Source organism: Streptomyces sp. NPDC021096 (assembly GCF_040641275.1).
Lineage (GTDB): Bacteria > Actinomycetota > Actinomycetes > Streptomycetales > Streptomycetaceae > Streptomyces.
The window spans coordinates 277,264-291,494 of sequence record NZ_JBFADG010000002.1 but is presented as its reverse complement, the minus strand read 5'-3'; the positions used below and the strand labels follow the sequence as shown (position 1 = coordinate 291,494).

General features: G+C 68.6%; 9 protein-coding genes and 1 pseudogene. 3 read left to right on the top strand and 7 right to left on the bottom strand.

What is annotated here, in order from left to right; translation table 11 throughout:
- The first annotated feature begins 13 nt into the window (after window positions 1-13).
- Window positions 14-4,012 carry an ATP-binding protein gene (locus tag AB0G59_RS04960; RefSeq protein ID WP_360908101.1) on the top strand — a complete coding sequence of 1,333 codons (3,999 nt, stop codon included), beginning with the start codon at window positions 14-16 and terminating at the stop codon, window positions 4,010-4,012.
- Window positions 4,013-4,206: 194 nt separating this feature from the next.
- The gene (locus AB0G59_RS04955) at window positions 4,207-4,428 is read left to right on the top strand and encodes a hypothetical protein (protein ID WP_360908658.1); all 222 of its coding nucleotides are present in this window, start codon (window positions 4,207-4,209) and stop codon (window positions 4,426-4,428) included.
- 691 nt (window positions 4,429-5,119) lie between these two features.
- Here AB0G59_RS04955 and AB0G59_RS04950 read toward each other — a convergent pair.
- Window positions 5,120-6,157, bottom strand: a complete 1,038-nt coding sequence (locus AB0G59_RS04950; RefSeq protein ID WP_360908099.1) for a CU044_5270 family protein — start codon at window positions 6,155-6,157, stop codon at window positions 5,120-5,122.
- Window positions 6,154-6,819, bottom strand: coding sequence for an RNA polymerase sigma factor (locus AB0G59_RS04945; protein WP_360908097.1), 666 nt, complete (start codon window positions 6,817-6,819; stop codon window positions 6,154-6,156). The genes AB0G59_RS04950 and AB0G59_RS04945 overlap by 4 nt, the downstream gene beginning before the upstream one ends.
- 119 nt (window positions 6,820-6,938) lie before the next feature.
- On the opposite strand from AB0G59_RS04945, the gene AB0G59_RS04940 reads away from it, so the two are divergent.
- Window positions 6,939-7,403, top strand: coding sequence for a DnaB-like helicase N-terminal domain-containing protein (locus tag AB0G59_RS04940; RefSeq protein WP_360908095.1), 465 nt, complete (start codon window positions 6,939-6,941; stop codon window positions 7,401-7,403).
- A gap of 91 nt (window positions 7,404-7,494) precedes the next feature.
- Here AB0G59_RS04940 and AB0G59_RS04935 read toward each other — a convergent pair whose 3' ends face one another.
- The 5 genes and pseudogenes from AB0G59_RS04935 to AB0G59_RS04915 form a co-directional block, all read right to left on the bottom strand.
- Window positions 7,495-8,691 carry a family 2 encapsulin nanocompartment cargo protein terpene cyclase gene (locus AB0G59_RS04935; RefSeq protein WP_360908093.1) on the bottom strand — a complete coding sequence of 399 codons (1,197 nt, stop codon included), beginning with the start codon at window positions 8,689-8,691 and terminating at the stop codon, window positions 7,495-7,497.
- A gap of 1,218 nt (window positions 8,692-9,909) precedes the next feature.
- Window positions 9,910-10,935, bottom strand: coding sequence for a tyrosine-type recombinase/integrase (locus AB0G59_RS04930; RefSeq protein WP_360908626.1), 1,026 nt, complete (start codon window positions 10,933-10,935; stop codon window positions 9,910-9,912).
- A gap of 361 nt (window positions 10,936-11,296) precedes the next feature.
- Window positions 11,297-11,998, bottom strand: coding sequence for a hypothetical protein (locus AB0G59_RS04925; RefSeq protein ID WP_360908091.1), 702 nt, complete (start codon window positions 11,996-11,998; stop codon window positions 11,297-11,299).
- 16 nt (window positions 11,999-12,014) lie between these two features.
- Entirely contained in the window at window positions 12,015-13,067 is a 1,053-nt protein-coding gene (locus AB0G59_RS04920) for a pentapeptide repeat-containing protein (RefSeq protein ID WP_360908624.1), read from the bottom strand.
- A gap of 559 nt (window positions 13,068-13,626) precedes the next feature.
- A pseudogene (locus AB0G59_RS04915) lies at window positions 13,627-14,231 on the bottom strand (hypothetical protein).

Genomic DNA, 14,231 nt, shown 5'->3' with positions numbered 1-14,231 from the left:
AGGGGGCCGGGGGGTGCGGAGCGGACAGGGGCAGGACCGCCGCCGGGAAGCGTTGCTGGAGTGCTGGCGCGCCATCGAGCTGTTCGGTCCGCCGAGCATCCCGGCGTTGCCCCGGCGGCGCTCCGCCGCACGGTCCGGCCCGAGGGACGAGTACGTCGTCGACCTGACGCCGCTGCCGGGACGGATACCACCGCACCTGCCGTGGGATGCCGACCATCCGGAGACGGGCGCGCGCCGGGCGCCGGACGGCCGGATGTGGCGGCACGAAATCTACTGCGGGGTTTTCGATCTGGAGCTGCTCCGTCAGGCGATGATCGCGGTATTGCCCGCGGGGACCGATCCGGATCCCGGTGTGCCGCAGTCCGAGCTGACGCTGCCGGGCCAGAGCGCGATGTTCGCCCTGGTCCTGGACGATCAGGGGCGACCGGTCGAGGACACGTCCGTGATCTCCGCCTGTGCCTGGGCGACCGGCCGCCTCTTCGATCCGGGACCCTCCGCACCGGGCTGGCTGGACGGCTTCGAGGACCTCGACGACGCGTTCGGCACGGCGATCGACGAGCTGACGGCCACCGCGATTCCCTACGGCTCCGCCGCCCCGCCTCACGGCACGGCGTACGGGCAGCGGCCCGGCTCCGGCCGTGGGCCGGGAACTGCGGCCGGGGCCGGGGCCGGCCGCGTGAGCTGGCAGCGACTGCTCGGCGAGATCCTGGGCGAAGCCGCAGTCGGCGCGGTCGGGGCCCTGTTCGGCGAGGTCGTCGGCGCCGTCCTGCAGGGCGCGGCTGAACCCCTGGTGCGCCGCGCCGCCGACTGGGCAGCGGCCCGCCGGCCCGCCGGAGACCATGCCGAGTCCGGGCATCCGGAGGGTGGCGGGAGTGTTCCCGAGCGGGCGCCGGCCGACCCTGCGGACATGCCGGAGGCGCACAGGGGTGGCTCTGGTCCCCGCGCGCTCACGTTCGCCGATCTCGTCGCCCTGACCGCGCAGATCGCCGACCTGTGCGGGGTGCAGGACCATCTGCGGCCCCAGGTGATCAGGGTGCGGAGCAGGCTGGTCCACCGGCCTCGGGACCCACAGGCGAAGGTCGCCGCAGCAGCGCCTTTCCTCAACAGCCTGCTCCCTCCGGATCTCGCCCGGGTCGCCGGGGCCCTCGGCAAGGGGGTCGGCCCGGCACTGGACGCGTATCTGACCGAGCACGATGCCATTGCCGTGGGGATGCGGACTGATGTGCGCCGGGAGCGCGGAGTCGTCCTGGCCGGGGTGAGTCCGGAGCTGGTTCCGCCGGGGCGGTGGCCCGCACCAGCGCAGTTCCCGCTCGCGCTGAGCCAGCAGTTCGCGGTCGACCGGATGCTCACCGACCGCGCGGGCACCGAAGGGGGGATGTTCTCCGTGAACGGCCCGCCCGGCACGGGCAAGACGACGATGTTGCGCGACCTGGTCGCCGCGCTGGTGGTCGAGCGGGCAGCGGTGTTGGCGACGTTCGACCGGCCCGCACAGGCATTTAACGGTCCGGCGTGGCGAGGCAAGGACCGGCAGGGCAAGCACGCGCGATTCGTGTCGCGGCTCGACCCTCGGCTGACCGGGTTCGAGATCGTGGTCGCCTCCTCCAACAACGGCGCGGTCGAGAACATCACCGCCGAGCTGCCCGGCATCGGCGCGCTCGGTGAGCACTGGCACGGCGGCCCCGACCATTTCTCCGACCTCGCCTCCGCCCTCCTCGGCGGCCAAGCGTGGGGCCTGGTCGCGGCGGTGCTCGGGAACAAGACCAACCGCAAGGAGTTCGGCGACCGGTTCTGGTGGGGCCGGCTGCCGGAGAAGGAGGCTGCCGCCCGGTCCGCAGCAGGACTGCCACCACTGCGCGGCATGCAGGCTGTCCTGAGTGACTGGATCCCGCCGAGGACTCCGCCCGGCAGCCGACGCCCCGCCGCCCCGGCGGACCGGGACGCGGCGAACCGGGACGCGGCGGCCGGGCCCGCCGAGCCCGTGCCGTCGTGGACCGCCGCCGTCGCCGCGTTCCGCACCGCCCAGGCCGAGGTCGAGCGCCTGCGTACCGAGCGTGCCCGGCTGGCCTCGGCGCTGATAGCCGTCGAGTCTCCGTCGGCCGGGCAGCGGATCGCGGACCTGGAAGCCGCCGTGTTCCGCACAGACCAGCAGGTCACCGCCGCGACGTCCGCCCTGGAACGGGCCACCGTCGCCACCGGCGCAGCCCGGCGTGCCACCGCGGCGGCCGAAGCCGGACACCGGGCGGCCACCGAGCGCGTACCACGAGCCCGACAGGAGCTTGCCGCCGCCCGTGCGGACCTGTCGGCCGCTCGTGAACTGGCCGCGCACCACCGCGAGTACGTCACGGTGCTCACCGCACGCCAGGACACACCACCTACCGCCAAGCGAGGCCTGCGCGGCGGACTACGGCACCTGTTTCAGAGCTCCGCCGACCGGCAGGCCGCCGAAGAGCAACAAGAGCGTGCCCGGGCCGAGAACGCGCAATTGCTCGTCCAGCAGCGCGCCGCCCTCGACGACTCCCTGGAGCAGGTCGCCGCAGCCGTACGCGCCGAATCCCTGGCCGAGGGCCGGAACTCCCGGTCCGCCACCGCCGTCGACGAGGCCGCCGCCGGCCTCACCGCCGCCCTCGCGCACGAACAGACCACGCGCGCCCGGCAGGCCGCGGCGGACACCGCACTGCGGCGGGCCCGGCAGGCCGCTGAAGCGGCCCGCCACGACCTGCGGGCCGCCATAACCGAGCTCAACGAACGCCACCACGAACTGCAACAGGCGGCTCGGAGTCTGCCCTCACTGCCGCTCGGCTGGCTCCACCTCGACGAAGCCGACCAGGAACTCGGCTCCCCCTGGTCCGACGAGGCGTGGTCCACCGCGCGCAGCGACCTGTTCCTGCGCGCCCTCGACCTGCACCGCGCCTTCGTGGCCGGGGCTGCGAAGAGGGTCCGCGGCAATCTCCAGGTCCTGATGGAGCTGATGGCGGGAACCAGTGGACCGCTGCCCGACGAAGAGGTCGAGCATGCCTGGCAGACCCTCTTCCTCATGGTTCCCGTCGTCTCCACCACGTTCTCCTCCGTCGGCAGCATGTTCGCGCGCCTCGGCCGGGAGTCGATCGGCTGGCTGCTCGTGGACGAGGCCGGGCAGGCCACCCCGCAGGCCGCCGTGGGCGCACTGTGGCGAGCCCGCCGTGCCGTTCTGGTCGGCGATCCTCTCCAGCTCGAGCCCGTCGTCACCATGCCCACCGCTCTGCAACGCCGGCTGCTGCGCGCCTACGGCGTCGACGAGCGGTGGCTGCCCTCGGCCACCTCGGCCCAGGCCGTGGCCGACCGGTCCAACCGCTACGGCACCTACCTGCCGGCCCCGGACGGGGACGACGACCACGTCTGGGTGGGTTCACCGCTGCGAGTCCACCGCCGCTGCGAAGAACCGATGTTCACCGTCAGCAATGAGGTCGCGTACGACGGCCTCATGGTCTACGGCACCGCGCAACAGGCGTTCCCCGACGGGGAACGGGACGGGCTGCTGCCCAGCCGCTGGCTCAACACCGACGACCCCGCCCGCCCGGCCGACGCCCCGTGGGGCGAACGCGACCGCCGCGCCTTCGAGTTCGTCCTCGGCCTCCTGGACCGGCACGGCGTCGGCGTCGAGCGCGTACGCGTCATCGCCCCGTTCCGGGCCCTCGTCGCCGAGTGCAAGAAGGTCTGCCGCGGCCGTGAAGGCTGGACCGCTGAACTCCTCGACGACCGCTGCGCCACCGTCCACCGAGCACAAGGCAAGGAAGCCGACGTCGTCATCCTCATACTCGGCGGCGGCCGTCCCGGGGCCCGCGAGTGGGCGGCCCGCACCCCCCATCTGCTCAACGTCGCCGCGAGCCGTGCCAAGCGCCGCCTCTACGTCATCGGTGAGCGCAGCTTGTGGGCCCCGCTCCCCCATTTCGACGTCCTCGCCCGCGAACTGGTGGAATTCAACCACCTGAGTGACCGCGCATCCTGGCCGCCGGCGGCCAATGACCAGGACTAGGTGGAACGGCTCCGGGGTGAGTCAACGGAGTTCGTTGCGGATGTGTTCGCCTCGCTCCCGCGGCGGGATCAGCGCCGGTGGGGTGGGTGTTATCTGCGAGGCCTGATGCTGTGGGATGTAGAGGTCAGCCGGCTGGCGGTGGGCATGGCGCTGGCGTTCGTCCCCGTCGCGGGAAGGGAATCACCTGGGACTTCATGGCCGACGGCCGTTACCGCAGGGAGAGCCGCGCCGCCGAGTTCGACGTCATCTGGCGCGCCCGCGTCTGGCGCCTGGTCCACAACGGCACGACCGAAGGCACTTGGCACGTCAAGGACCACAAGCTCGTCTTAGCGAGCGTCACAAACACCAGCGAAACCCGCACCCTCTACCTCGCCCCCATCTGGTGCTCGGGCTCGAGGGCGGCCACGAGGTACTGACAGCTGAAAGCGGACGCAACCGGCAGCGATAGCCGAGTGCTGGTTCAGCGGGGAACAAGGCTCAGCGGGGACCGAGGCCGGGGCCGCTCTCGCCAAATGGGCAGCAAGGAGCCCAAGGGCACAGTGCGCCGCAAACACATTTGGCACCATTTGGGCATTTGACGTTAACCACCGAGTCGACATGATCGGAATTAATCGCAATATGAGAATTGCGCAATTACGGGCCTTGGGTGGCAGGATGCGGCCCCGGAGCCTGTGGCATAACACGGGCTCCTCGGTACGTTCGCCACGTGCTCCCTGGTTGCCCCAGAGGTGAAAGCACACCGGGAGCCGTGAGATGACTCAGACCAGTGCAGGCAATGCCGTTCCGGGGCAGCGAGACGGCTTTGCCGGGTCACCCGGCCTCAGCCTTTCGACGCCACCCCGGCCGGCCAAGGCCGTCATCGCCAACTTCAGGCTGCTACGTGAGACCGAGCTCTCCTTCACTGACAAGGTGACGTTGTGCGTCGGCCGTTAACAACACGGGGAAGACCTCGCTGGCGAAGTTGTTCAAGCTCTTCATCGCTCGCGACCGCACCTGACATGGCGAGGAAGCGAGCAGAGACCGGTAGCGGGCCCGGAACCGCCGCGGCGTGCGAGGCCCCTCGGGCAGGTGCGGCTGCTGATCCGGACGCTCGAGGTCCGGATCGGCTCAGAGCGTCGTGCCGTCGGGGAGCTCCTTCTTCGCGTCGACCACGGCCCGCTTGATGACCACGGTCTCGTGGGTGACGGCACCGGGTTCGAGGCCCCGATACGGCTTGACCAGCACGTCACGCTGGCCGAGGTACGCATAGGTGTTCCTGTCGAAGATCCACTCCTGACGGCTGACGGGGCCGGTGTGAGTGATTGCGATACCGGACCGGCCGGTCGCGTCGACGGCCTTGTCCACGAGCGTGACGCCCGGGATCTTGGCAGCCGCCTTGAACAGTGCGGCGCTGATCTTCGGCGCCGCGATCTGCTCCTCCAACAGCTGGCCTATCTCCCCGAACGCCGTCCAGTCGGCCTGCGGGTTACCCATCTTTCCCCCCTGGTAGAGGCGCTCGAGCAGGACGTCGGGGTCGGTGGGGAGCGCCTTGACGTTGTTGTAGGAGCCCCGGTCGGTGACGTCATCGGCACGCTCGAGGTCGAGGTCCTCGCCGTTCTTGTCCATGAATTCATGGCCGGGCTCGTAGATGAAGCTCTTGAGGCCGTCGGGCGAGTGCCAGACCTGGCGCGAGCGCAGCGGAGTCACCACGAGCTTCTCCTTGCCGCCCGCTCTGTCGACCCGCCCGCCCGTCACCTTGCTCTCCACGTAGATGTACTGGTCCTGCCGGGGCTCCAGTGCCGGCTGCCGTGCCGCCGCGAGCGAGATGCGGTCGACGGTCGCCGACAGGCCTTTGGTGGTGCCGGGTTGCAGCTTCGCACCGGCCTTCGGCGGGCGGGTGTCCGTATCCGAGGTACCCGAGCTGTCCGGGGCAACGATCACGGCACCCGCTATCACGGCTGCGGCGGCCGGCAGCGCAATCCAGGCCGTGCGGTGCGCAGGGGAGCGCGGTGCGCGCGGGGCGGTGCGGTGCGCCTCGGCCCACAGGGCCTCTTCGAGCAGGTCCTGCCGGGCCTTGGGCAGGGCTGTCTCGTCCTGACGGGGAAGCAGCAGGTCGAAGTCGCTGTGGTCGAGCGGCTCTTGGGGCCGCCGGGAGATACGCATCATCGGTTCCACTTCTCGTTCGGCCGGTTCAGGTTCAGGTGCAGGTGGAGGCGCTCGGGCCGCCGGGCCGCCGTCTCGTCAGCGTGTTGCCGGAGCTCCTGTTCGGTGAGCTTGCGCAGGCGCTCGCGGGCCCGGAACAGCCGCGACCGTACGGTGCCGACGGCCACGCCCAGGGCCTCGGCCGCTTCCGCATAGCTCAGGCCGGACCAGACGCAGAGGGTGACGACCTCGCGCTCCGACCGGCGCAGCTTCCCCAGGGCGTTCTTCGCGGCGGTGAGCTGTTCGGCGTCCGCCATCCTGCCCACCACTTCACCCGCGATGTCCGGCACGGCTTCCTTGGCGGGCATGCGGGCCAGCGCCTTCTCGTGGCGGCGGGCGGCACGGTTGGTGTTGCGCTGGACGTTCACCGCGATGCCCATCAGCCAGGCCTTCGCGCCGTCCGGCTCCTCGGGAAGCCGGGCGCGGAGGCGCCAGGCCTCCAGGAACGTGAGCGAGACGATGTCCTCGGCGGTGGACCGGTCGCCGGTGGCGCGGACGGCGTAGCGGTGGACGATCTGGGCGTGTGAGCGGAAGAGATGGCGGAAGGAATCCGGGTCGCCGTCCCTGATGCGGGTGTGTATTGACGTCACGTCTTGATATGTCCGGCAGGAGGTACGGGTTCCCATGATGTGGGTCACACGACGGGACGAGAGCGCCCCGGCTGCGCTGTTCGGGTGGGGGGCGGGGCATCCCACCGGCTTCAGGTGAGGTCGGTGGCGGGCTCGGTAGCGTAGCGGCTCGTCACGTGGATGCCGGCCTGGCCCGTGTTCTCGACGGATTCGCCCAGCAGTGGCGCCCGTATCCCGGCTCCGATGCCCGCATCGCCTCCGTTCCACCGCCCGCTGTCCAGGGCCGGGAGGAGGGGCGGTTCGAGGACGAGCGGGCGTTCCGCTCCGCTTCCACCACCCAGCCAGGCGCCCCGAGGGAGGTCCGGGCCTGTCTCTACGCGGAGAACTTCGCCGACCTCGTGCACGCAGGGCTCTTCGGCCGCCTGGTCGCGCTGGTCCACCGTGGTGAGGCGATCGGCCCCGTCACCGTGGTCCGGGAAGCCCAGCACCGCGGCCTGCTCACCCACACCACGACCAAGTCCATTCTGACCACGTGTTCCCCCTCCGGAGCCGACCCCGCCTATTGGGCCTCACGCCTCCTGCGCCACCCCCTACTGGAGACGGCCGCCACCACCGTCCGTCCCAGACCGGGGACCCGCTGATTCACCACAACCGCAGCACGCGCCATCCCCACCACATGCAACACAAACGATCAAGATCACGACACGCTACGGCCAAACGTGCACGAGGTCGTTAGTAGCGGCCGGTGGTGGCGTGCCATTCGTGGCTGCCGCCGAGCCATGCGTGGAGCCCGGCGAGGTAGCGTCCGAGTTCAGGGGAGGGGATCGTGGCGGCGAGTTCTTTCGCGGCGGCTTCGAAGGCGCGGACGAGGTCGTCGTGGTAGGCGGCGCTGAGACGGACCGCTTCTTGGACGGTGCAGCCGCGTTCGGTGGCGATGACGTCGGGCAGGCCGCCGTCGCCGATGCCGGGTTCGGACTCCTTGGCCATCGAGTACAGGTCGTTGAGGATGATGGACGCGCTGGCCGCCAGCATCGTCGCCCGCCGCACCGGGGGATGCGCGTAGAGGGTGGCGGGTAGCTCGTAGCCGCCGATGATGTCGATCAGCGTCATGCACGGAAGGAAGCTGTTGACCTGCCGGGCCGCCAGGTACTCCCACACCGCCGGGCTCGTCTTCCTGACCCGCCAGCCGGCCTCACCACTCATCGCCACGAACATGGCCACGGTCTCGTGGCGGACCCGGCCCACCTGCGCCGGCGTCCCGAACCCGGCGACCCGCTCGATGTAGGAACGCAATCCCCCCAGGACAGGATCCGCAGCGAGCGCCCGCTCCAGCTCCTCGCGGTATCCCCACCCGCCCACCAGGTAGGCCGGGTCCAGAGCGGTCTGCGCGAGCGTGAGCCGATTACCGACCAGCGCGGTATCGGAGCCGGTGCGTTCGTCATCGCAGTAGTAGTCATCCACCGCGAACAAGGCCGCCATGCACTGCGCGGCCAGCAGCAGCCGGTCCGGATCGTCGCAGTCCGGGTGGATCAGCATCGCGTAGCGGCCGTAGTTGCAGGCGCGTACCGACTCCAGCTTCCCGGGGAAGATACCTACGCGCTCCACCCAGGCAACAAGCCGTTCGTTGACCTCCGCGCCCAAGGACTCGTCCACCCGGACCGGGCGGGGACAGTACAGCGTCACACCCAGCGGGGTTGGGCAGTGTGTTGCCGGTCGCGGCAAGACCGACACTACAACCGGCCGTTTGGAGAGCGGCGCCGCGACGGGTGCCGGGGACAGGTCGGTACTGCGGTCTGCGCCCTCGGCAGGGAGGTCGCGGACGATGCGAGCCGCTGAGGTCCCCAGCCCCCGCGGCCCGAGGAAAAGCGACCTGAGGACTTGCTCGGCCGGTGTCAGGGACCAGGCAGGGGAAAGCGACCGATCCGTCATGATGCACCGCCTCCTCGCAGGCTCCGAGGCCAGCCGTTTGCCGTCGAACCGACGCCAGCGTGGCCAGGGCAGCACTCCTTGATCGGCATACGGACATCGCAGGCCGCCACATAGGACAGCACACCGGCACAGCACGAATCCGAAGATGCCGCCGATCTCACCCCTTCGGGAACTCCGCCAGCCTGCACGGGAGCTGAGCATCGCGGAGAAGACATGGGCCCCGTGCCAAGTGCCCCCGGTCGAGAAACTCGAAAGGGCAGGGGCTGCCAGTCTCACCCGGACATCGGTGTGTGGAGGAGGGAGCGCGGGCCCGGCCCTCATGGCGGCGCCCGCGTTTGCCGGCCGGTGGGCCGTGCCTGAAACCGATGGAGCATGGTTCCTCCTTCGGTGATCACGGTCCGGTGATCGACACCCCTTGCAGAGCGGTAGTTGAGGAGAGCTGACGATGGGTAGCGCTGTGGGAGTTCCAGATCAGAAACTGCGCCGTACGTCCGAGATGCTGGACGGGGGACGGCGACGGCCGTCTGGCGGAGGGCGATGTGCTGGTGATCGCCGACCAGATCGCGACTGCGTTCGGTCTGGGTGAGGGAACTGCGAAGATCACGCGTCTGCGGAGCGCGCTGGGCGAGCTGTGGTGAAGGACCTTGCCTCCATGGCGGCAGGAGACGGGCCGTTGGACTGTGCGGACTTCGTTGCAGGCATGCGCAAGTCCGCGGACAACGACGGCGAGGGCCTCGCCGAGCGTTTGACCGTAGTGGTGTCCGCTTGGACGGGAACGGCACGCTGGACCACGGGGAGATCCTGTGGGGCAGCCAGGAGTACGGCACCAGCGATGACCCCGATGCGCCGGGCAACTGGCGGTTCCGACCCCTGTAGCCCGCGGACTCGGAACGGGCGGCTGGGGCGGCGGGCTGGTGGGCCGACCAGGGCGCCAGCGGTTGCGATCTGCCGTGACTGCAGATGCGACCTTTTCGGGCCGACCCGGACTCGTCCGACAACTCTTGTTCTCCCGCCCGCAGCGCCGGTGCCCCCACGATCTGTCCGGGGCAGCCCCGACAGCGGGCGTCAGACCCAGTATCAGAAATGAGGGGTAGACAGTGCCTCAGCAGCAGCCCGGCCTCGCCGCGGGAGCGTGGCCGCTGGTCGGACACGCTCATCGGCTGGTACGGGACCCGCTCGGCTTTCTCACGGCCCAGGGCAGCGGGCCCGTAATGCGCCCTATGCAGCTTCGACGAGTGTGTCGAACTGCAGGGGCAGGCTCAGCTCTGTCTCGAGCATGAAGACGGAGTCCATCACGGTCCGGAGGCGTTGTGGGGCGTCGGGCATGATGTGGGCGTAGGTCTGGTGGGTGATTTTGGGGTCGCGGTGGCCGAGCCATTCGGCCATGTCGGTGACGGATACGCCCTTGGACAGGCCGGCGGAGGCGAAGAAGTGCCGGAGCCAGTGCGGGGTGATCTTCCTGGTGATGCCGGCGGCTTTCTTGGCGTTGCGCCAGAGCCGGTTGACGAGGGAGTACATGAGGATGTTGGTCCGTCCGATGTTGGAGAACAGGTAGTCACCTGCGATCCGGTTCAGACCGTCTTCGACGCGGAACGTTCCATGCAGTCGCAGGTGTTCGCGGATCTTGGCGGCGATGGTGGCCGGCAGGGGGACGGAGCGTCCTTCGTCCTGGTCCCGCCACTTGAGGTGGCGGATGCAGTGGGCACGCCCCCTGCCCTTGGTCACCGCCTTCTGCCGCTTTGTGGTGGGCTTCTCGTTTTCGCCGTCCTGGGTGATCTGCCGGTCGACGTGGAGGGTGCCGGTCTCGAAGTCGATCTGCTGCAGCGACACTGCGCTGGCTTCGCCGATGCGCAGGCCACACCCGGCCATCAGCCAGACCAGGAGCTGGAGAGGTCCGGGCAGGTTGGCGGCGATGGCTTCAATTTCCGCCAGGGTGGGCAGGTGGATGGTCTTCTTGGTCTTGCGCTTGGCTCGGGACCGGCCTGCCTTGACCTGTTGGCAGGGGTTCTTGGCGATGTAGTCGTTGGCGAAGGCGAAGCTGAAGACCCCGCTGAGGGTCTCGTAGCGGTTGATGGCGGTGCTGGCTTCGTAGCCGCGGTCCTCGACCATCCACTTCAGCCAGGCCTTGAGGTCCTTGGGCTTGATGGCGCCTATGGCCCGGGTGCCGAAGTACGGCTCCACGTGGAGGCGGAGGCTGGTCTCGTAGGCGTAGCGGGTGCTGTTGACGCGTTCGTCACCGCCGATGTCGATGAACTCGCGGTAGACCTGTACCAGCGGTGTCAGGCGCGTCTAGAGGGCAAGGGTGCGTGCGGCAAGGACGAGGCCGAGAGCACTGGCGGTTTCGCAGATCGACCCGCTCTCGACGGCGCGGACTGCGTCTGGCACACGGAGCCAGACCACGGTCATGTCCCGTCGCGTGGAGCCCTGGTTGGCTGTGACGTTGTTCAGCGGCCCCGGCATGTTGGCTTCGAGCGGCCCCAGCCGAACACGGCGCAGACCGGGCTGCAGGATCCGCCGGCCTCGGTCCACATCCCCGGCCAGTGGGGGTGCTGCTCGGTTACGTGCACATCGCAGTGCCAGCACTGGACCTGCTGCTCCCTGCCGGTCAGCTTCCCGGCCGGGCGGGCTTGGACGGCATCCATGACGTGGCTGATGCGCTGCAGGGGCTCGCCCCCAGGCGTGAACGGTCGCACGCCGGCCCGTACTCGTTCTCCACGCCGACCAGCACGCCCGGCCAGTGCGGGTGCCGGTCGGTCACTGGCACGGCGCAGCCGGCGCACGCGCGGGCGGCCAGGCCGTGCGCCCGGAACAGCGCGAAGGGCTCCTCGGGCAGCGGCTCGCACATGCCGCCGGGGCCGTCGGCGATCGGCGCCATGTCGAACAGGGGCAGCTCCTTCTCCGCCAGGCACATGTCCTTCCACCTCTGCATTCCGGCCACCGGCAGGCTCTGTGCCCAGCCGATGCGCGGCACGCTCGTGGTCGACGGCCGCTGCACTGCCTCGAGTCCGGGGCGGCGCAGGCCCTTGGGCACGTACACGGCCAGGGCGCGACGCAGCCGTTCCACGGCCTGGTCCTGGTCGTCGGCGTCGAGCCAGCTCGTCTTCACCAGTTCGCAGGCGCCCCGCGGGTGCAGCATCACCTCGTACCGCCAGCCGTCCACGTCGTGGCGCAGGCTGCGCTCGTACTCGCTGGAGTCGTCGAAGGAGAAACACGACAGGACCCCACCGGCCTCCTCCGCCGCCGCGAGGGCGTCGGCGACAGTCGTGTAGGTGTCGGTGGACTCGACCGGTACGCTCGGCCGGAGCATCGCAATCCGTGCCGCCTCAAGCATGCCCGGCAGGCACCCCACGCGCTCCGTCAAGCTCAGCGCCCTCCAATCGAGCGCCATCAAGCTGGGCGCCACGCAGATCCGCGCCGCGCAAGTCACTGCCACTGAAATCAATTCCGCGCAAGTCGGCGTCCCGCAAGTCTACCTTATAGAAATTAGCGCCTGACACTTTTGTCTCCCCATCCGTATCGACGGAACTTAGTATTGAGTGGCGCATTTGCGCGGAACTGAAGTTCGCCTGGGTCAGGTTCGCTCCGGCCAAATTAGCTTCTTCAAGATTGAGGTGATTCAAGTTGGCCTCTATCATATCCGCTGAGGTGAAGTCCACCCCGGTCAGTATGCATTCACCAGAAAGTTCGGGGTCACCGAAGGAGAAGTCTGCGTTGGTCAATTTGGCCGACCCTAGCCTCGCACGAGTTAGATCCGAACCGGAGCAAAATAGGTCTGTCATGCTGGAGCCTTGAAGGTCCGCTTCGGTAAGATCGCTAGAGATAATACTCGCACTATCCAGCCTTGAATCTATCATTGAGGCTTCCCTGAGGGAGAAAGACCCTAGAGAGGTGCCTTGAAGGTTGACGGAGTCGAACCTCGCCTTTTTGAAATTCACAATACCGTCATCTCTGAGTGATTGAACGTCGCCGAGCCCACGCAAGTCGAGACCAGGCAGATTGACCAGACCGCCAACTGTGCTGCTGTCAGGTCGATCACCCATAACCGATACGGCAGCATCCATTTCAGTAGAATGCTTTGGCTTTTTTTCTTTCCCTTCCCGCGGGGCCGCTCTTATGCCGTCGCGCAGATACTCTGATAGCACGGAAAGTACAGCGGGCTCATCGCGGGGCGAGTCTCGCATTATTCTCTCTAGCGCGTAAATCCCGCCCAGGCGGATGTGCGCCGAACTGGAGCCGAGATTAGTGACGGCCGCGTTGTATCGATTGGTGATCGCACTTTGCTCCGCGACACGGACCTCTTTGCTGTTCTGGTTCACCTGCATCCACGTGAACAACAGAGCAACCAGCGCGGCCAAACCAGGCAACGCCGAGGCCACCAACGCAGCAATCTGCGAGCGAGGAAGCGACTCCGCGCGACGGTCCTTTGAACGACAACCGCTCGCCCGGCGCGCTCTAGCCTTCCGCAGATGAACAGGCAAATACCTACAGAGTCGTCGTCTGCTCACCCCTCCATGGCACACCCAGATAGCCACCCTCGCCATGCGAGCCCGCGTGCCAGGGGTCTGAGGCTTGCGCCCGCCGGCGGAAGCGGGCTGTGGCCATCATCCCCGACCACCCGAGCCCATTTGCGGCACACTGTACGTCTACCGCCTGGAAGCCGCGAGCCCAGAGACGTGGGAACGCTGAAGGCAGGCCGCGATAGATGCAAACCGTGGTTGGGCAAGTCGATCTACCCATGATCATGGCCCCGAAGATGGGCCCCGAGCAATGCTCGCGCAGGCTGGCGCCAGCGGCCGGGAGCTCCCTGGCTCGTTCGGTGACCAGCATGTCAATCGCGGCATCCAGGCGCTGGGCCTGCCATGTCGTGGGGCGAGCTCCCACTCGTTGATGAGCGGGAACCGTCACGGCTGTTGGCGGTCCTCCAGCATGCGGCGGCTAAGGACTGTCCCGCAAAGAACTTTGCTCCGAGTATGGAGCAGCCTGAAGAGCGGGTGAGGTGGTTCGTGAGGTGGCAGGGAGTGGGCGAAGTCGGCGAGTGCGCGGAAGTCGTTCTCCCGTAGGCCGATCCGCGGGTTGACGTGGTGCAGGAGCCCGGGCCCTTGGTGGTGGGCGGTCATGTACGCCTGATCCAGCTCGCTCTGCTCGTCGTCCACCCAGGCGAAAGGACGGCCGTTGGCGTAGTTCACCAACGGTCCGGTCTTCCAGTGGACTCCATCAGGGCGTTCTTGGAGCAGGGCGTCGCCGAAGTCGACGAAGGGTAGTTCCGGAAGGCCGAGGACCGGTGCGATCCACCGGTTGGCGTCGTCCATCCATGTGGTGGCCCAGCACAGCTCGAAGCCGAGCCGCAGCAGGCTTCGTCCGTGCTCCGGGTTGAGCCAGACACGTAGGGGGCGTCGTCGGGACGAGAGGCCCCTGTCGTCCTCATGGGCGTCGTTCCGGGGAACTCTGAGTGTGGTGTAGCCGTCGGGGCGCCTCTCCGGCTGGGCCGCGTAAGGGTTGAGCGGTCCGTCCACGTCGAGGAACAGCAGCGGTTGGTTCAC